The sequence below is a fragment of the Actinocrinis sp. genome (genome assembly GCF_035605935.1).
In the GTDB taxonomy this organism is placed as follows: Bacteria; Actinomycetota; Actinomycetes; order Streptomycetales; family Catenulisporaceae; genus Actinocrinis.
The window spans coordinates 1-17,889 of record NZ_DATNGK010000123.1; the positions used below are offsets into that span (position 1 = coordinate 1).

The following is a 17,889-nucleotide window of genomic DNA, read 5'->3' on the forward strand; positions in this document are numbered from 1 at the left end:
ACACCTTAGCGGAGTAAGCGCGCCCAATTGGCCAGCTTCACTGAGACAACGACCCGACTCTGGCCAACTTCAGTGAGACGAACGCTCCAAAATGGCCAACTTCAGTGAGACGGCGGTCCCGGCTGGCCAAGTTCAATGAGACTGATCATGGAATGTGGCCAGGTTCGATGAGAACTGCCAGGACGCAGCGAGACGGGACACGCACTTCACGAGCAAGATCATCCAGGCGCCGCGAAACCCCTTCTGAGCCTGCCTGACCCTCTTCTCATGCATAATCTCTCTTATGCATCATAACGACTGCTCCCCGCTCCCGGGGAGTTGATCCACAGCTAGTCATCCTGTCGCGACGGATTGCCCAGCCATGAGGTGGTCGATCAACGCGAGGAGCAGATCCCGGCTATCGGCGCGCTGGCGCAGATCCCCCATCAGGATCGGTACGTGCGGGTCGAGGTCGAGGGCTTCGCGCACTTCGGAAACGGTGCGGTCCTGGCGTCCGCCGAAGCAGTTGACGCCGACCACGAACGGGATGCCGCGGCTCTCGAAGAAGTCGATCGACCCGAAGCTGCTCTGCAGCCGCCGGGTGTCGGCCAGCACGACCGCCCCCAGCGCGCCGTGCACCAGGTCTTTCCACATGAACCAGAACCGCTCTTGGCCCGGCGTTCCGAACAGGTAGACCACGAGCCCAGTACTGATGCTGATCCGCCCAAAATCCATGGCGACAGTGGTGGTGGCCTTATCCGCTACCCCGTCGACGTCGTCGACGCCGACGCTGGCCACGGTCAGGTACTCCTCCGTGCGCAGCGGCGCGACCTCGCTCACCGAGGCGACCATCGTGGTCTTGCCCACTCCGAAGCCGCCCGCGATCAGGATCTTGACGGCGGCTGGCGCCGGCGCGCTGGCGGGGTGCCGCCGGTCAGAGTCGTCGAAGTCCATCTCGCACCGCCTGAAGAAGGGTGATGTCCGGTCGTTGCCCGGCGGCCATCGCCAGGGGCGGCCGCGCGGACACCCTGCCGGTGTCGATCAGGTCACCGATGAGGATTTTGGTGACCGCGACGGGCAGGTTGAGCCTTGCCGCGACCTCTGCCAGCACGCAGGGCGTACGGCACTGGTCGAGGATGAAGCGGTGCTCGGGCTCCAGGCCCCGGTTGTCGATCAGCCCGTCCGGTGATGTCAGTGTGCTGATCACGGTGATGAGCGTCAGGTCGTCGCGGGCCGAGGACGTGCGGCCGTGGGTGATGGTGTAGGGCCGGACGAAGGAGTCGTCCGGGTCTTCCTCAAGGGACTCGTCGGCCCAATGGTTCACCCACATCCACCCCCTCCCGCTTCGGCGGCACGCGCGCCTCGGTGCCCAGGTGCCGGCCGACCTGTAGCACGAGGGTGTGCATCGCGACCGCCATCACCTCGGCGTCGACTTCCTGGTCGGCGATCACCGCCAGGTGCGTGCCGTGTCCGGCCGCGCTGACGAAGAGCCACAGCCGGGCCAGTTCCACGATGACTTGGTGCGTGCCGCCGCCGTCGAAGATCTCCCCCACGCCGCGGGCGAGGCTCTGCTGGCCGGTCGCGATCGCGGCCAGCCGTTCGGCGTCGGCGCGCTCGATGCCGCGCGACTGGCTGACCACCAGCCCGTCGTCGGACAGAACGATCGCGTGCCGGGCGCCGGGGACTTGGTCGATCAAGCGGTCCAGCAGCCAGTCCAGGTCGTGGTCGGTGGCTGTGGTGCGCTGGTGCGCGAAGGTTCGCTGTGTCATCGTCCGTCTTCTTCTTCCCGGGTCGCGCCGAGACCTGGCGTGGGCTGCGTTATGTGGTCCTCGTCCTGCGCGGCAGCGTGGGCCAGGCGTGACTGGCGCTGGAACGCCCCGATCGTGGTGCCGGAGCGCTCGGACCATTGCGGCGGCGCGTCGTGTTCGACGATCGCCGCGCCGGGGTCCTGCTCCCCCGGGGCGAGGTGCTCGCGCAGTTCGCTCGCCAGGCTGGCCAGCCGTACTCGTTTCGGAAGCGGCTTGAGTGCGGTTGCGGTTGCGCTCTCAGCGTCTGGGTCTGCTGCGACGGAGCTCAGTCGCGCGCCGACGCCGGCCAGCGCCCAATCGCCTTCCTCGTCCGCGTCGTGGCTGGGGTTGGTATACCGCGCGTTCCGCCGGAAGCGGTCGCCAACGGACGCTGGGGCGTCTTCGGCGGTGTCGGCGACCTTGCTACCCACCGCGGATAGCCGGCGCAAGATGTGCTCGCGCTGCTGCGCCACGTCGTCGGGCGTGGCGGGCTGGCGGCGGCCGGTGTGTACCAACTCGATCGGCAGCAGGACGACGACGCGGGTGCCGCCGTAGGAGGAGGGCCGCATTTCCACCTTGATGCCTAGTCCGGCGGCCAGGCGCGCCACGACGTAGAGGCCGAGGCGGGCGTCGTCGGCCTGGGAGATCACGTCGAGCTTCGGCGGATCGGACATCATGGTGTTGGCGTCGGCGTATTGTTCGGGCGCCATGCCCACGCCGCGGTCCTCGATCTCGATGGCCAGGCCGCGGGCGACCATGGAGGCGGTGACCTCGACGGGGTTGGGCGGTTTGGAGAAGGCGACGGCGTTCTCCATGAGCTCGGCCAGCATGTGCACGACGGGGCCGACCGCGCGCTCGGAGAGCCAGGTGGTGTTGCCGGTCTCGATGCGGATGCGCCGGTAGTCCTGGACCTCGCCTTGGGCGGAGCGCAGCACGTCGAGCAGCGCCACCGGTTTGCGCCAGCGTCGCTGCGGCTGTCCGCCGCCGAGGATGACCAGGTTCTCCTCGTAGCGGCGCAGGCGCGCGGTCAGGTGATCCAGGTCGAACAGGCCTTCGAGCAGCTCGGCGTCCTCGTAGCGGCGCTCCATCTCGGTGACGCGCTTGATCTGCAGGCCGATCAGCAGTTGGGTGCGCCGGGCGATGCGCTGTAGCAGGCGCTCGAAGCCTCGGTACTGCTCCACCTGGTGGATCGCGGTCTCCAGGGCGCTGGCGCGCGCGGCGTTGAGGGCTTGTCCGAGCATGCCGAGTTCGTCGCGGCCGTAGTGCAGCGCGGGCAGTTCGGCGTCGGTGTCGACGCTCTCGCCGCGGCGCAGGCGTTCGACCACGTCGGGCAGGCGCACTTGCAGGTCGAGGGCCGCGGTGCGCAGCGCGAATATCCGGCGGCGCAGCACGCTGGTCAGGAAGATGGTCAGCAGCACGATCAGCAGGACGCCGCCGAATCCGACCGCTGTCTCGACGATGAGGTCTGTGGCCAAGCCGTGTACCTCGACCGAGGTGGCGTTGGTGAGCGCGGTGCCGAGCTCGATGTTCAGGCCTTGCAGTTGCGGGGTGATGGCGGCGATGCTCTGTTGCCACTGGGCACCGAGCGCCGCGGGCAGCGTGGTGCCGGTGGCGGAGGGCGCGGAGGTGATGACGTACTGCATGACGCGGGTCTTCTGCTGCCAGGCGCTGCTCGCGATCAGGGCGCGGTACTGTGCGGCCTGTGCCGGCGGCAGCAGCGGCACGACCTTGTCGTCGTAGATGAATTGCTCGGCGCCGCTGAGTTGGGCCAGTTGTGCGCGCTGGGCGGCGGGGAGGGTGGCGCCGGCGATGGCGGGCGTGAGCAGGGCGTCCTCGCGCGCCAGGATCTCGATTCCCCAGACCGAGTCGATCTCCGGCCGCACCCGGAAGTTGAGGTCGGCGAGCCCGACGTTGCTCAGCGAGTTGAACAGCTGCAGGTCGGTGGCGATCAGACCGGTGTAGTCGTCGTACATCTGCTGCTGTGTGACGCTGTGCGCGTCGACGGCGAACCGGTATGTGTCCAGTTGCTGCAGCCCGTTTTCGATCTGGGCGACCCCTGCCAGGATGTCGGCTGGAGCGGGGCCGGTCAGGGCCTTTAGGCCGGCGATGCCGGCGTCCGTCGCGCGGCGCTGCGCGGCGAGTTTCGCGTGATATGCGGCCGGGTCTACGAGTGCGGCGGCGCTTAGGTGCCGCTCGACCTGCAGGCCGTAGAAGATGCTGAAGACCGGCGTCGCGTAGCGCACTGTCTGGGTGTTGTGGTTGCTGACGTTGTGCCAGTTGTCATAGAGCCGGTTGGAGTTGACGGCCCACAGCGCGGTCATCGCCACGCTGGGTACCAGCGCCAGGATGAGCAGGACGACGCGCAGCGGCAGCGGCTGTCGCGTGTCCGCGTCCAGGATGCGTTGCCGTTTTGCCGTTCGTGCGTGGAGTGCCACCCCAGCCCCCAGCAAGTCGGTGAAGGCGGTCCACCAGTGTTGCGGGGTCCGCGGTTGTCGAATGGATACTACTCTCGGACAGAGTATCCGCAGGCTGGTATTGAGATGATTGTGTTCTCGCCCGCGATGATCCGTTCTGTCGCAATATCCCCGATATCTGCATTGTGGCTCTTTGTGTTATCCCCTCCCCCGGGGCATTCGTGCTGGCTGACGGCCCGTCAGCGGGCGTCCGGGACAACGTCGTCCCCTCAGCGTGTAACCGCCGCGGGCCATGGTTCGCCGGCGATCACGGGCTTCGGTGATTTCATTCAGTGTTCGTATTCGGTGGCGAATTCGTGGTCGAACACGAATTCGCAAATGCATAGGTATGACACAACGACGTCGGCCACTCCCCCACGCTGCCGCTTTTGCCCGCCGCGCTGTGGTTCGGCAGGGATCACGTGAGTGCGCCAGAAGGCGTCCCGAGGGCGTGCACCGCGCTCGCCAGATCAGCCATGGCCCGCGCGCGAGCGGTCTCGACGGGTGTGAACGGAATCCCTGGGCGCGAGACGAGCACGACTCCTGCGAGGGGATCGCGCACGCGCATGACGGTGCTCTGGGTTTCATCGCCCCCGCAGATATCCTCCTGCGCTGAGCGCCACTCGACCTGTGCTGGGCTGAGCAGTTCGGCCAGCACGAAGTGCAGTGCCTCTGGCTCGCGGATCAGGCGGTGCGCGAGGGTGAGCGCGCGGGTCGGCAAGTCAGTCAATGATGTGACATCCGCGAGCGCGACGTGCACCTGACCGCCGCCGGCCGCAGCCACGACCGCTCCCAGCTGGTCGGCTGTCACATTGGTCGCGGCTTCGACCAGGAACTCGTCGACCACTGCGCCGGCGACCGGCTGGACTTGGAGGGCCAGGATATTGGCGCCCACGGCGGCGAACGCCCCGGCGAGCACCGCAAGCCGACCAGGAGTGTCCTGTACCGCGGTACGCACACGCCACAGTTCTCCGGCCACGTCGGCGTAGCCGGTTGGCGTCTGGTCGTATGCGGGCACGGAAGCGCTGCGTGCTCGCGACCTTCGGCCGCCGCGCAGAAGGTCCATCAGAGTGGCGATGGCGACTACAGCGCCAAGGGCGATCAGGACGACGGGTCCCTCGATGCGATGGCCGAGCAGATCCGTGAACAGGTCGGCGATGCCCGCGGCCGCGAAGAGCGCAGCCAGTTCGATCAATTCGCGACGGTGGTTCTTCAGCGGCTTGCTCATCACAACAGCCTGCCCTGACGATATTGCGTGATCAAATACCGGCCGTGACAGCGACGTAAAGGCCGACATGACCGGCGATGTCAACCGGCGGGCGCGGCGGCGCACGATGTGGTTGACCGCGCGCTTCGGTCTGCGGGGTCGTCGCGTCCTGCTGCCAGACTGAGCGTCATGGCGATTGCGATCCGGTCAGCCGGTGCTGGCGACTCAGCTCTGATTGCCGCGCTGCTTGATCAGCTGGGGTATCCGGCGCAAGCGGGTGAGGTGGCTACCAGGCTGGAGTACTGGCTCGGGGATCCGCACAGTGCGTTGCTGGTGGCCGAGATGGCTGGCATTGTCGTGGGCGTGGCAGCGCTTCACGCATTGCCTTTGCTTGAGCACACCGCCCGCCGAGGCCGTCTCGTGGCGTTGGTGGTGGATGACCGCGTTCGCGGCCAGGGGATCGGCAAGGCTCTGATGGAGGCGGTCGAAGAGCGTGCGCGTGAGCTCGGGTGCCATGACATGGAGATCACCAGTGCCCGCGATCGGGCTGTGGCCCATAGGTTCTATGCGGGTTTGGGATATGACGACGTGTGTGGCCGGGCAGCGCGGTTCGTGAAGGCGCTGCACAGTGCGTGAGCCATGCTTGCGCCGTGCTCGGCTGACCGATCGGCAGTGCCGCCCAGCGTGGCATCGCAAAGCCTCGCGGCCCGCCGATCGGCGCCCGTTGTGCGGGGCTACCGGTTCAAGGTGTAGGTCAGCACCACCGCGCCGTTGCCGATCTCGGTGACCGCGGTCAGGTCCATGGACGTCGCGCTGATGCCCGCCAGCAGCGACTCGCCGCGGCCCGCGACAAACGGGGAAATACCCAGGTGCAGTTCGTCGAGCAGGCCCGCCTCGATGAGCGCCCGGCTCAATGGGCCGTTGCCGTACTTGACCAACGTGCCGTCGCCGGATTCTTTGAGCCGGGCGACGGCGTCGACGGCGTCGCCGTCAAGTACCTGGGCGTTCCAGGTGGTCTCGGTCAGCGTGGTGGAGGCGACGTACTTCGGCAGGGAGTTGAGCCTGTCGGCCAGTTCGCCTGTCATGGTCGGCCATGTCGCCGCGAAGCCCTGGTAGGTCGCTCGTCCCAACAAGAGCCCTTCCGCCTGCTCCAACAGCCGCAGCTGGTAGGTGAAGTGGTTGTCGTTGGGGACGACCTTCATCTGCGCGGCCCAGAAGTCGTCCCCGTTGAACATCCCGTCGAGCGAGAGATGGTCGTACTCAACTAGTTTTCGCATGGCGGCAGTCAAACATCCGCATGATCGGCTCGTCTTGTATCGAACCGAATCCGCCGGTTCCCGGGTGCCGCTGCGGCGCGGGTCGGGTAGGTGTCAGAACGCGAGGAATGCGGCGGTGGACCTCAACTCGCCCGGGGTATGGCCGGTCGCCCAGCGCATCGCTCGCGCCAGCTGCGGCTGGTCGTAGTAGCCGCAGGCGGTGACCACCTGCGCGATCGATTCTCCCGCCGCGAGCAACTGCGCGGCCTGCCGTGCCTGCTCAATGCTGAGCAGCTTGCGGCGCGATATGCCGACGGCTTGGCGGAACCGGATCTGCGCTGTGCGTTCCGACATGGATCGGGGTGGTTGACCGTGACGGATTTGCTCGACGATCGGATCGAAGAACAACAGGCCCGCGCGCACCAGCCTGTGGACGAAGACGTCGACGTTCTGCTCGGTCGGCATCTCCCAGTCCTGGTTGTCCAGCACGATCCGGTTGCCTGACGCGCTCGGCAGTACAGCGTCGTTCAGGTTGGCCAGAGCGGCAGGCGGGAACAGGGGCAGATACGCGCCGAGGCGCAGTTCGACGCCGAAGAACTCCCAACCCTCCGGGCAGGTCAGGGTGGTGGCCCGGGTCTCCGGCCCGCGCAGGTGCACGCTCCACCTACCGCCGTTGCGCGCAAACGCGATCATGCACGAGCTTTTGGCCGCCGAGGTGAAACTGGTCGTGGCGTCACATTGTGCCGACCACACCCGCTGCACCAGCGGCACTTCGCCCGCGACAGCGTCGAAGATCAACCCCACGGTGGCAGTCTAGCCGTGGCTCTTCACGAAACGTGACGGGCCTTGACCCGCCCTCAGCAAGCTTGCTGAGGGCTCATCCGCCGGGCCGAGAAGGCAGTTGCAGGTACTGGTACTGGTGGGTTGGCGATGGCCCGCCGGCGAACCCGCGCCGATCCACAAGGTCGTGATCCGCATCGGCCTGGATGGGCAGGTCGTCGTCTATGGATCTGTACGTCGCGCAGCACCGGCTCGCCGCCGCCGAGCACGTTCAGCAGCAACTCGACGGCGGACGGCCGGCAGATCGAGGCCGCGCCTCAGGCGAATCGGCCCCGATCAGACTTGAGGCTCGGCGTGAGCATCAGGCGTGAGGATCAGTCGCCGGTCATCGAGCTGAGCTCGCAGTCGCGGTAGCCCATGTAGTAGTTGTAGTAGGTGTACCCCCAAAGGTCGCAGACCCAGTTCGCGGTGACCGTCGAGGTGCCCGGCGTGAGGCTATAGGTGTAACCCTCCCAGTTGGTGCCCTCGACGAAGCCTTGGCCACCGCAGTAGGTGTCCAGCGCGATGCTGGTGGCGGAGCTGGGGATGATGAAGGTCACCTCCTTCTCGCCGGAGTTCACGATGTAACCCGAGGCGCCCAGCGCGTTGTACGTCCAGCCCGAGCCGTAGTTGATTTCGAAGCCGTACATCATCGTCCCGTCGGAGCACGTGACGTAGGAGTTGACCGTACGGGTGCTGTCTGCCGCCGCGGGCGACGGCACGGCGGCCGCGGAAAGGAGCAGGGCGGCGATGGCCGCTGCGAGCGCGGTGGCTCTGCGGCGCACGGCTGTCTTTTTCATGGCGGCGTCACGATCCTTTCGTCGAAAACGCGATGCGGTCGCCGAGCGACGACACGCCGTCCATGGTGGCCGCCGGCCCTGGCTGCGATCGCAGATTCCGTACACCGCCGAACATGGCCGAAATTCGGCGTACGCGAAGGGCGGCATAGCCACGGCCTCGCGTGATCAGCGCGCATCGCGCCCGTCGGCGGCGTACGCGGCGGCGGCAGCGGCTTGAGTTCTGCCTCGTGGGCCCACCGGGCGACACAGCGCCGGGGTTACCCGGACGACCCTGCCATCTATAGAACATTCATTCGATCGGGTGTTACCGTTAAACCCATGAAGGGAGCGCTGCAAGGTTCGTTGCTCGATGTCGCGGACGAGGTCACCATCGGTGCGCTGAGCACGTCGATGCGGCGTATCGAGCTGCACGCGGGTGCTTGGCTGGATGTGCGGCCGCACTGGATCTGCGGCGCGGACGAGTTGTTCGCGCGGCTGGTCGACCAGTTGCCGTGGCAAGCGGAGCGGCGGCGGATGTACGACCGGGTCGTCGACGTGCCTCGCCTGCTGTGCGGGTACCGCGAGGGCGAGAGCTTGCCCGATCCGATTTTGGCCTCGGCTCGCGAGCAGTTGAGCGCTCATTACGCGTCGGAACTCGGCGAGCCGTTCACCAGCGTCGGACTGTGCCTGTACCGCGACGGGCGCGACAGTGTCGCCTGGCATGGCGACAGGTTCGGGCGAGGTAGCCGCGAGGACGTCATGGTCGCGGTCCTCTCGCTCGGCGCGCCCCGCACGTTCGCGTTGCGCCCCCGAGGCGGCGGACCGGTTCAACGCCACGAAGTCGGCCACGGCGACCTGCTGGTGATGGGCGGCAGTTGCCAGCGCACCTGGGACCATGCGATCCCGAAGACCTCGCGCGCGGTCGGCCCGCGTATCAGCGCCCAGTTCCGACCACGCAACGTCGGCTGACCGCCCCTTGGTCGGCGCGCTACACGGGGTAAATCTGGAATTCGTAGAGCGAGTAACCCCATCCGGTCCCCCGGGTCACTCCCTGCATTCTCACGTAGCGGGCGTTCGTGACCGCGAAGCGGTCGACGTCCTGGCCTCCCACGCCTGTGGTCGTCGCGTACACCTTCGTCCAACTGTGGGCGTCGTTGGAGACATCGATCTCGTACGCCTTCCCGTACGCCGCCTCCCAGTTCAGCACGACCCGCCCGACGGGCTGGACCGCGCCGAGGTCGATAGTGATCGATTCGTTGTCATCCCAGTTGCTGCTCCAGCGGGTGCCCATGTCGCCGTCAACGGCCTGGCCGGGCGGGTACGGGCACGAGGTCCACCACAGGACGGCGGTGCACTGCTGGCTGGAGGCCGACACCGCCTTGCCCAGCGCCAGGTTCGCGATGTTGTCGCCGCGGTGCGCGGGGTACTGCACGACCTGCTGGAACGTTGGGCGGTTCTGCCAGTTGCTCTGGTTGTCCGTGACGCCGCCGAGGGGGTGCTGCTGGATGGAGTCGGCGCACCATTGGTCGCCGGCCGAGCAGACGCTGTCGCCCGGGTAGAGCGCCGTGGCTGGGGTTGCGACCGCGGTGCTCAGCGCGCCGAGCAGCGCCTGCCGGCAGCCCGCGAAAGTGCCGCCGCCGCACCAGGCTTGGGTCAAACCGCCCTGGACCGGCTCGCCGAGGATCGTGCGGAGGTCCTTGTCGACGTAGGTGTACCAGCCCGACTGGAACGAGGAGCCTTTGTGTGCCACGCCGGCCTCGGAGCCGGCGTACGGAGAGTCGTCGATGCCGAGCACGCCGGTCATCGCCGAGTACACGCTCGAGCCCATCGTCGGCTCGAACTCGGCCTGCACCAGCAGCGGCCACCAGGCGTCCATGATGCGGATGGCGTCGGAATCGCGGTAGGCGTGGCTGCCCGCCGAGTCCTCCCTGCGTTCGGCGCCGTCGGCGAGCCAGGTTTTGAGCTCGTTGACGGCGTTGGCGAGCGCGGGGTCGCTCGGCGTCCCGATCACCCGGAGCAGTTCCGGAAGCAGGATCTCTCCGCGCAGGTCGGTGACGGCCGCATCCTCCATCGCCCGGGTGAGCGAGGCCCTCGTGATCTTCTGCCCGCTGTTGATCAGAGCCTTGATGCGGGAGTTGAGCAGGTTGCTGCGGTACACCGAGCCGTCGCCGAACCCGGAGACCGTGTACCCCTTGGCGATCTTGTTGTTCCAGGACTCGTAGTAGTCCTGGTCGATGGAGTTCGGGTGCGCGCCGAACGGCGTGTTCGCCACCGTGTTGGTGCCCGGGTCCCAGTTCAGCCACTGATGCGCGGCGTCGGCCGTGATCGGCAGGTTCGGGTCGTCGCCGGCCGGCCGGGTCGGGTTGAGGCCGGAGTTGTAGTAGGCGGTGTGCTTGGAGTCGAGGTAGAACCAGTTGAACGTGTAGGTGATGTTCGACGCGGCCTGCTGGAACCCGTCCGGGCCGGTCACGACGCCCGGGTCGTTGAACATCTGGAAGCCGATGATCGTATCGACCTCGTGTTGGTAGGTGGAGCGCAACGTCGTGTACGCGACCGGTTTGCCGCCGATCGTGGCGCGGGCTTGCACGATGCCGAAGTCGGTACGGAACGCGATCAGTTTGTAGGAGCCGGCCGGGGTGCTGTCGGCGACGGTCGGGCTCCAGGAGTCGTCACGCTCGATCTGCTGCATCGGGGTGCACACCCCGTTGTTCAGGTAGGCGTTCGAGTCCTTGGTCGCCGCGGTGCCGTCGGTGTTGCACAACTGGACGGCGAAGGTGTCGATGATGTCCTGCCCGGCGGAGGTCGCGCTCCAGGAGTAGTCCACGCCGCGGCCGAGCTCGACGTAGAAGTTCAGGCCGGCGAACGCCGCGCCGCGCGCGCTGATGCCGGGGCCCTGAAGTTCCTCGAGCATGAGCAGCTGCGGTGCGAAGTAGCCGGTCTGCGGGCCGAACACGGCGATCGGATTGCCGCTGTCGGTGTATTGGCCGGAGACGACGAGCGCGTTGGACATGCCGCGTTTCTGGGTGAACAGATTCGCCGGCAGCACGCCGCCGTTCATCGAGCCGGTCAGCTTCGCCATGGCCGGATCGGCTTTCAGGTTCGCCGCGGATCGCGCGGAGCGATCGGTGGCCTGTGGCGGGAGCGCGGGCGGTCCGGCCTTGGCTGACGGTCCCGGGTTCGTTTTCGCGGCGGTGCTCGCGGCCGCCGAGCCGGTCGGGTCGAACACCACCTGCTGCGGCGTCACCGATCCCGGGTCGGGCAGCGCTACGCCGGAGGGGTTCGCCGGACTGGCGTTGAAGTCGAAGACCTGGCCGGAGTGCAGCGTGAGATCGGCCTCGGGGTCGTTCTCCTCGCGGAAGGCCTGCCAGACCTGGTCGCCTTGAGCCACGCCGTACTTGGCCTCGGCGGCCTGCTTGACCAGGGCCGAGGCGACCTGGCCGCCACCGCCGGCGCCGAAGAGCGCGCCGATGACGGTGCCGATCGCAACCAGGTCGCTGGCCTGGAAGGGCTGGATGCCGTCGCCGGTGAGGATGTTGGCGTTGCCGGTGAGGTCGTACTCCCCGGGCCAGTCGAGGCCTGACTTGGCGTCGGCGATGTACTGGTTGAGGCCGGCCAGGTAATCGGTCATGTCCTGGTAGGCCTGCGCTCCGCGCGGACCGCTGTTTCTGACCCGGTCGATCTGCGCCTGAAGGTCTGCTTCGGTGTATGCGCCGTTGAGGTAGAAGCTCTGCTCCAGCTGTTGGTTGCCTGGCGCGCCTCCGGCGAAGCTCGTCAGCTCGCCGCGCCCGACGTGCCGGAAGACGTCCAGCATCCACAGCCGGTCCTGTCCGGCGGCGTATCCGGCTCCGTATTCCGTGCCCGCGCGCGTCGTGCCGTAGATGTGCGGGATGTCGTTACTGTCGCGCACGATCGTCACATCGGCGCGTGCGCCGGGACGGTACTGGCTTTGCACCTTTCCGGCCGCGACGCCGAAGGACGAGGAGTCGAAGAAGTCGCCGAGGTTGGTGTTGTCGAGCCCGGTGTAGTCGTCCACGAGGCTGGCGTATTTGCCCAACTGGTCGTCGGTGTTCGGCGGCCGGCTGCCGGTCGCCTTGAACGCGAGGATCTGGGCGAGTGTGGCGCTGCCGTTCTCGCCGGGCGGCAGGATGTCGTTGCACTGCCCCAGGCAGTAGTCGGCGGGCGCGTCGGTCGCGGCCGCGGTCGCGGCGGCGGACAGGTGAGCCTTGGCTGTCGCGGTGCCCGCCGGTACCGCGACGGCCAGGGACGCGCCCACCGTGAGCGCGGTCAGTGCGGCCAGTGAACGGGCACGGATGGGCATGCGCGGGCTCCCTTCGGCAGGGTGTGACGTGGCGCACGTTACTGCCGGGTAGCGAGTCCTGGAAGGCAGGACCCTGCAACCGGCTGAGACAGATGGCCAACATTGCGCAAAGCGCTGTCAGGCTGCCACGATCAACCCACAGAGCCCTTACATGCTGGGCATTGACACATCACGTCCGCCGCGCACGTCTGAGGCCGTGCACATCCGCTACCGCCTCGCCTTGATCCGCGGCCAAGCCGCGTCGTGCGCGGCCGGGCTCATACCGCTGAGCCTGTCGTGATTATTCGCTGCTCACGCGCCCGACCACGGCGTACCCGCTGAACCGCTCGGGCCGATCGACCGGCGGTTCCTCGGGGTCCGGCCGCCACAGCGGCAGGAACACCACACCCGGCTCGACCACGTCGAACCCGTCGAAGAGCGCCTCCACTTGTGCGTGAGTACGCGCGAAGATCGGTGTCGCGGAGCGCTGATAGATGCGCTCGTGTTCGCGCATGAGCTCCCCGACCCCGTCGACGGTGGCGTGGCTGACCGCCAGGTAGCTGCCTGGCGACATCGCCGCGCGGTACCTGGCGACCAGGCCCGCGGGGTCGTCGGTGTCCGGGACGAAGTGCAGCAAGGCGACCATCATCACCGCCACCGGCTTCGAGAGGTCCAGCAGCGCCCGGGTTTCCGCGGCGTTGAGCACGAAGTCCGCGTCGCGCGCGTCCGCGTGGATGACGGCCGCGTTGTGCGTTCCCTGCAGCAGAAGCCGGCTGTGCGCCACCGCCACCGGATCGACGTCCACGTACACCACGCGGCACGACGGGTCCGCCGCGGCCGCTTCCTCATGGACGTTGCCGACGGTCGGGATACCCGACCCGAGATCCAGGAACTGGGTGATGCCCTGCCCTACCAGGTAGCGCACCGCGCGCCGCAGGAACGCCCGGTTCGCGCGCATGACCATCGGCAGATCCGGCCAGTGGCTCACCGCGAGGCGGGCCAGCTCGCGGTCGGCCTCGAAGTTGTGCGAGCCGCCGAGATAGAAGTCGTACATCCGCGCCGCGGACGGCTGCTCGATCTCCACCTCGTCGGGCGCCCACGCCGGGCGATGCGGCATCGCAGACCCCTTTCCTTCCCCTGTGTCCCTCGGCGCGGCCGGCGAACGAAACACCGACGGTAACGCCGCACCCTGACACTACCTCGTGGTCGAAGCACTCCACGACGGACCCCACCGGCGAGGGCGAGTGGGCGGCGCGCGATACGAATCAGGTTCCGGACGGATCAGGTTCTGGGTGGTTCGGAGCTGAGCTGGCCGTCGCGTACGTACAGCACCGTGTCGGCCAGGCCGACCAGCTGCGCGTCGTGTGTGGCGACGAGCGCGGTCAGGCCCTGGGAGTCGACGATCTCGCGCAGTTGCCGCATCACCGTGAGCGCGGTCTCGGCGTCGAGGTGGCCGGTCGGCTCGTCGGCCACCAGCAGGCGCGGGCGCTGCACCAGCGCGCGGGCGATGGCGACGCGCTGCTGCTGGCCGCCGGACAGCTCGGCGGGCCGGTGGGCGGCGTGGCCGGCGAGCCCGACCAGGTCGAGCGCCACCCGCACCCGCTCCTCGCGCTCGCGGGCGTCCGCGGCGGCGATACGCAGTGGCACGCCGACGTTCTCGGCCGCGCTCAGGAAGGGGATCAGGCCGAAGGACTGGAAGATGAACCCGATCGTCTCGCGCCGCAGCAGCACCCTTTCTCGCTCCCGCAGCGTGGCCAGGTCGCGGCCCGCCACCCGCGCGGTCCCGCTGGTGGCCAGGTCGAGTCCGCCGACGATGTTGAGCAGCGTGGTCTTGCCGGAGCCGGAGCGGCCGCGCACGACGACGAGCCGCGCGCCGTCCAGCGAGAGGTCGACTCCGCGTAGCGCGTGCACGGCGGTGCGTCCGCTGCCGTACGTGCGGGTGACGGCGCGCAGCTCGACCAGCGGCGCGTCCACGGGGTCGGCGGAGCCTGGTCGGATCGGCGCGGTGCCGACGTCACTCATGTGGGTTCTCGCCTCCGTCCTGGTTCGCGTCCTGCGGTTCTTGCTCCGGGCTTTGCGTCTCGTGCAGGTCCGGCCAGACCCCGACGTGCCCCGGCTCGTGGGTCAGGCGCACCCGGTCGCGCAGGCCGTAGACCTCGGTGAACTCGCGCGGCAGTTGCAGGCGCCCCACTCGGTCGATGACCGCGTATTCCACTGCCCGGAATGCTTCAGCCGCGGCGTGCGCGCCCGGCTTCGCCGCCGCGCCGCGCATCAGCGTCTCGGTCGACGTGCGGCCGTCACGGATGGCCACCGTGCGCTGTACCTGTCCCGAGATCGCGGCGTCGTGCGTGACGATCAGCACCGTGACACCGTGCTCGCGGTTCGCCGTGCGCAGGCCCTCGAAGACCGTTTCGGCGGTCTCGGAGTCCAGTTCGCCGGTCGGTTCGTCGGCCAGCAGCACCCGCGGCGTGTTCGCCAGCGCGGTGGCTATCGCCGTGCGCTGCTGTTCCCCGCCGGACATCTGGGCCGGGATCCGGTCGCGGCAGTGCGCCACGCCGAGTGAGTCCAGCAGCGCGTCGGCTCGTTCGCGCCGGGCGGTGCGCCGCAAGCGGTTCAGCCGCATCGGCAGCGCTACGTTCTGCGCGGCGGTCAGGTGCGGCAGCAGGTTGCTCGCGGGGTTCTGCCACACGAAGCCGACGGTGGCGCGCCGGTAGAGCAGCCGGTCGCGGTGGCTGAGTCCGGCCAGTTCCCGCCCGGCCACCCGCACCGATCCGGCGGTGGGCGCGTCGAGCCCGGCCAGGATGCCCAGCAGCGTGGACTTCCCGCTGCCCGACGCGCCCACCAGCGCGGTCAGCTCACCGGCGGCGACGCGCAGGTCCAGGCCTTGGAGTGCCTGGACCTCCAGCGCGTCGGTCTTGTAGATCCGCACCAGCTGCTCGCAGACGATCGCGGGCTCGGGGTCGATGCCGCTCACGGTGCTCCTTTCCTCCAGGAACCGGCCGCGCTCGCGGCGGCGGCCGGCAGCGCGACGGCGAGTGCGGGCAGCACCAGCGACCCGGCCGAGGACGGGATCGCGGCCACGCCGAGCGCCGGGGCGAGGATCCGCAGCAGCGGCACGGTGACCAGCGCCCCGGTCAACGCCCCGGCGAGCGCGGGCGGCGTGTTCTCCAGCGCCGCGATGGCGCGGGCCTGACCGCCCGTCATACCCATGGTGGCTAAGCGTTGGTCGGCCGCGCGCCGGCTCGCCGCGCCGAGCCGTACGGCCAGAGCCGCGACCGCGCAGGCGGCCACGACGGCGAGCAGAGCCAGCGCGTCGAGGGTGACGACGGCGGCGTGGCCGAGCGGTCCGGGGGCGGATTGCCGGGCGAGCTGGGCGAGACAGACGGACAGGTCCGCCGTGCACGCGGCGATGGCCAGCACGAAGGTGGCCGCCTGGCCGGCGCCCGGTTCGTGGGCCGCGCGGGCCACCCCGAGCAGCGCGACGACGCCGCGCCGCGACAGCGCCCGGCGGCGCAGCGCGCGCAGCGCGAGCGGCAGCAGGTTGACCGCGACCAGCGCGGCCAGCGCGGCGGCCAGCACCGGAGCCGCGGCCGCGTACGGATCGACGGCGCCGCCGGGCACCAGGCCTTGGCCGCGCACCAGGTCGATCCCGGCCAGGCAGCCGGCCACCAGCGCGCCCTGCACGATCAGCCGCCGGTGCCGGGCGAAGCGGGTCTGGCGTGCACGCGGTGTGGAGGGCGCGCGGGCGGAGCGGCGTGGCCGGTAGAGCAGCGCCGTGTACAGCGCGGGCGCCAACGTCGCGGACGCCGCCGTCACGACGACGACCGTGCTGAGCCAGGCGGGGACGAGTCCGGGCACCGCTGTGCCGAGGGCGACCCCCGCCGCCGCGGCGGGCAGCGCCGTCACGCAGCCCTCGGCCAGCATGTGGAGCGTCAGGTACCACGTCGCCGCGCCGCGTGCGCGCAGCACGCCGGTCTCCGAGCGTCGCCGGTCCACCGCCGCGTAGGTCAGCAGCGCCCCGGCGATGGCGGCGATGAGCGCGAGGCCGTAGAGGGGCATGACCTGTTCGAGCGCTGTCATCTGCTGCGCCGCGACGAAGGCGCGCAGGACCGGGGTCAGTTGCGTGTCGAGCTGCACCGGGAGCGACTGGTCCGGATCGGAGGCCAGCGCGTATTGGATGCCGGGCATCGCGTCGAGCTGATCGGCCAGCGGCCCGGCGCCGGCCGCGTTGAGCCCAGACAGGTCGAGCGGGAAGTTCCAGGAGACCCGGAAGTCGCCGGGCGCGGACGCGTTGCCCGCGTCCGCGGCAGCGGTCGAGGGCGTGATCAGCGCGGTGGCCTGCGCCGGGCCGATCAGTGCGTCCGTGGCCCAGAACTGGTTCGCGTCCAGGCCGACTCCGGACTCGATCTGGGGTGCGAGCTGGATCGGGTCGGAGGTCCAGAACACCGATGCGGGGGTGCGCGCGGCTACCAGGCCGACGATGCGCAGCGTCGTGGTTCCTGTCTCGTCCGGCGCTTGAATGGTCGCCAGCGAGCCGATGTGCAGCCCCAGCCTGGCCGCGGTCGCCGAGGACAGATCGGCTTCCAGCGGTGCCTTCGGATCCTGGTCATCGGTGGGCCAGTGCCCGGAGAGCAGGCGGCTGTGCGTCTGATAGGTGTCGCGGTAGACCAGGCGCATCCGTGCGCCGATGCCGCCCGCCTGGTGGGCGCTCGGCGGGGCCAGGACGGCGCGTTGCGGGACTTGAAGCTCGGACCACGACGCGCTCGAGGGCTCGGCCAGCGGCAGCGTCGCGGCCAGCTGGCCGCGGATTCGCGCGCCCGCGTTTTCGATCTCGGAGACCTTCGCGCCGAGCGACTGGGTGAACGCGCCCCAGTCGGATACCGCGGTGACCATGGCCGTGGTGGGCGGCGCCGCGTCGATCGTCGCGTGCAGCGCCCGGGTGCGGGTGGCGAAGTCGGCGCGCGCGGCGGCTGTCGTCGCGAAGCACACCAGCCCGGCCAGCAGGGCGAGTGCGGCCACGGCGGATCGCCGCCAGGCGGTGGCGGTGAACTGCCGCGCGCCGCGCAGAGCGCCGAGGCCGGTCACCTCGTACCCGCCCGTCGGGATCGGGCCGCGCGCCGGCCCGGCCGCAGGTCGAGCGCGGCCGCGATCGCGATCACGACCAGCCACGCCGCCGCCAGCGCGCTCCAGCCCGGCCGGGTGGTGAACAGCACGGCCGGTGTCGGCGCGCTCCCGCCCGGGGTGAGCACGAAGTCCGGGACCAGCGCATGCGAGATCGCCAGCCCCAGCCCCCAGCCCAGCAGCGCGGCCGG

15 protein-coding genes and 1 pseudogene are annotated in these 17,889 nt (G+C 69.3%); 2 read left to right on the top strand and 14 right to left on the bottom strand.

Features of this window, described 5'->3' with window-relative positions; translation table 11 throughout:
- Positions 1-333 precede the first annotated feature (333 nt).
- The 5 genes from VN779_RS10690 to VN779_RS10710 all read right to left on the bottom strand — a co-directional run bounded on the left by VN779_RS10690 (position 334) and on the right by VN779_RS10710 (position 5,447).
- A complete protein-coding gene (locus VN779_RS10690; protein ID WP_349260734.1) occupies positions 334-933 on the bottom strand; it encodes a GTP-binding protein in 600 nt (199 codons plus the stop codon).
- On the bottom strand, positions 914-1,309 hold the full coding sequence (locus VN779_RS10695) for a DUF742 domain-containing protein (RefSeq protein ID WP_325722311.1): 396 nt from the start codon (positions 1,307-1,309) through the stop codon (positions 914-916). Before VN779_RS10695 ends, VN779_RS10690 begins: the two co-directional genes overlap by 20 nt.
- Positions 1,275-1,748, bottom strand: coding sequence for a roadblock/LC7 domain-containing protein (locus VN779_RS10700; RefSeq protein ID WP_325722312.1), 474 nt, complete (start codon positions 1,746-1,748; stop codon positions 1,275-1,277). The genes VN779_RS10695 and VN779_RS10700 overlap by 35 nt, the downstream gene beginning before the upstream one ends.
- Entirely contained in the window at positions 1,745-4,201 is a 2,457-nt protein-coding gene (locus tag VN779_RS10705; protein ID WP_325722313.1) for a nitrate- and nitrite sensing domain-containing protein, read from the bottom strand. Before VN779_RS10705 ends, VN779_RS10700 begins: the two co-directional genes overlap by 4 nt.
- A 436-nt stretch (positions 4,202-4,637) precedes the next feature.
- Positions 4,638-5,447 (bottom strand): hypothetical protein, encoded by an 810-nt coding sequence (locus VN779_RS10710; protein ID WP_325722314.1) that lies wholly within the window; start codon positions 5,445-5,447, stop codon positions 4,638-4,640.
- A gap of 168 nt (positions 5,448-5,615) precedes the next feature.
- On the opposite strand from VN779_RS10710, the gene VN779_RS10715 reads away from it, so the two are divergent.
- A complete protein-coding gene (locus VN779_RS10715; RefSeq protein ID WP_325722315.1) occupies positions 5,616-6,062 on the top strand; it encodes a GNAT family N-acetyltransferase in 447 nt (148 codons plus the stop codon).
- Between the two features lie 98 nt (positions 6,063-6,160).
- Here the strand turns inward: VN779_RS10715 and VN779_RS10720 are convergent, their stop codons facing one another.
- The 3 genes from VN779_RS10720 to VN779_RS10730 form a co-directional block, all read right to left on the bottom strand.
- Positions 6,161-6,703, bottom strand: a complete 543-nt coding sequence (locus VN779_RS10720) for a dihydrofolate reductase family protein (RefSeq protein ID WP_325722316.1) — start codon at positions 6,701-6,703, stop codon at positions 6,161-6,163.
- Between the two features lie 93 nt (positions 6,704-6,796).
- Positions 6,797-7,486 carry a helix-turn-helix domain-containing protein gene (locus VN779_RS10725; protein WP_325722317.1) on the bottom strand — a complete coding sequence of 230 codons (690 nt, stop codon included), beginning with the start codon at positions 7,484-7,486 and terminating at the stop codon, positions 6,797-6,799.
- A gap of 350 nt (positions 7,487-7,836) precedes the next feature.
- On the bottom strand, positions 7,837-8,301 hold the full coding sequence (locus VN779_RS10730; protein WP_325722318.1) for a hypothetical protein: 465 nt from the start codon (positions 8,299-8,301) through the stop codon (positions 7,837-7,839).
- Positions 8,302-8,619: 318 nt separating this feature from the next.
- Here VN779_RS10730 and VN779_RS10735 point away from each other — a divergent pair, with 318 nt between their 5' ends.
- Positions 8,620-9,249: an alpha-ketoglutarate-dependent dioxygenase AlkB gene (locus VN779_RS10735; protein WP_325722319.1), complete on the top strand. Its 630-nt coding sequence runs from the start codon at positions 8,620-8,622 to the stop codon at positions 9,247-9,249.
- 19 nt (positions 9,250-9,268) lie between these two features.
- Here the strand turns inward: VN779_RS10735 and VN779_RS10740 are convergent, their stop codons facing one another.
- The 6 genes and pseudogenes from VN779_RS10740 to VN779_RS10765 form a co-directional block, all read right to left on the bottom strand.
- Complete coding sequence (locus tag VN779_RS10740) at positions 9,269-12,598, bottom strand: penicillin acylase family protein (protein WP_325722320.1); 3,330 nt, start codon at positions 12,596-12,598, stop codon at positions 9,269-9,271.
- A 280-nt stretch (positions 12,599-12,878) separates the two neighbouring features.
- The gene (locus VN779_RS10745) at positions 12,879-13,694 is read right to left on the bottom strand and encodes an SAM-dependent methyltransferase (protein WP_325722321.1); all 816 of its coding nucleotides are present in this window, start codon (positions 13,692-13,694) and stop codon (positions 12,879-12,881) included.
- A gap of 164 nt (positions 13,695-13,858) precedes the next feature.
- Positions 13,859-14,599 (bottom strand): ABC transporter ATP-binding protein, encoded by a 741-nt coding sequence (locus VN779_RS10750; RefSeq protein ID WP_325722322.1) that lies wholly within the window; start codon positions 14,597-14,599, stop codon positions 13,859-13,861.
- Positions 14,592-15,551, bottom strand: coding sequence for an ABC transporter ATP-binding protein (locus VN779_RS10755; protein WP_325722323.1), 960 nt, complete (start codon positions 15,549-15,551; stop codon positions 14,592-14,594). The genes VN779_RS10750 and VN779_RS10755 overlap by 8 nt, the downstream gene beginning before the upstream one ends.
- Positions 15,548-17,662, bottom strand: coding sequence for an FtsX-like permease family protein (locus tag VN779_RS10760; RefSeq protein ID WP_325722324.1), 2,115 nt, complete (start codon positions 17,660-17,662; stop codon positions 15,548-15,550). Before VN779_RS10760 ends, VN779_RS10755 begins: the two co-directional genes overlap by 4 nt.
- Positions 17,659-17,889: pseudogene (locus VN779_RS10765) on the bottom strand (hypothetical protein); the annotation flags it as partial. The pseudogene VN779_RS10765 and the gene VN779_RS10760, both read right to left, overlap by 4 nt.

Excerpts from the sequence above, each read along its gene's own strand:
- VN779_RS10730 (WP_325722318.1), bottom strand. The coding sequence starts at position 8,301 with ATGAAAAAGACAGCCGTGCGCCGCAGAGCCACCGCGCTCGCAGCGGCC.
- VN779_RS10715 (WP_325722315.1), top strand. The coding sequence starts at position 5,616 with ATGGCGATTGCGATCCGGTCAGCCGGTGCTGGCGACTCAGCTCTGATT.
- VN779_RS10690 (WP_349260734.1), bottom strand. The coding sequence starts at position 933 with ATGGACTTCGACGACTCTGACCGGCGGCACCCCGCCAGCGCGCCGGCG.
- VN779_RS10695 (WP_325722311.1), bottom strand. The coding sequence starts at position 1,309 with ATGTGGGTGAACCATTGGGCCGACGAGTCCCTTGAGGAAGACCCGGAC.
- VN779_RS10735 (WP_325722319.1), top strand. The coding sequence starts at position 8,620 with ATGAAGGGAGCGCTGCAAGGTTCGTTGCTCGATGTCGCGGACGAGGTC.
- VN779_RS10750 (WP_325722322.1), bottom strand. The coding sequence starts at position 14,599 with ATGAGTGACGTCGGCACCGCGCCGATCCGACCAGGCTCCGCCGACCCC.
- VN779_RS10720 (WP_325722316.1), bottom strand. The coding sequence starts at position 6,703 with ATGCGAAAACTAGTTGAGTACGACCATCTCTCGCTCGACGGGATGTTC.
- VN779_RS10745 (WP_325722321.1), bottom strand. The coding sequence starts at position 13,694 with ATGCCGCATCGCCCGGCGTGGGCGCCCGACGAGGTGGAGATCGAGCAG.
- VN779_RS10740 (WP_325722320.1), bottom strand. The coding sequence starts at position 12,598 with ATGCCCATCCGTGCCCGTTCACTGGCCGCACTGACCGCGCTCACGGTG.
- VN779_RS10710 (WP_325722314.1), bottom strand. The coding sequence starts at position 5,447 with ATGAGCAAGCCGCTGAAGAACCACCGTCGCGAATTGATCGAACTGGCT.
- VN779_RS10700 (WP_325722312.1), bottom strand. The coding sequence starts at position 1,748 with ATGACACAGCGAACCTTCGCGCACCAGCGCACCACAGCCACCGACCAC.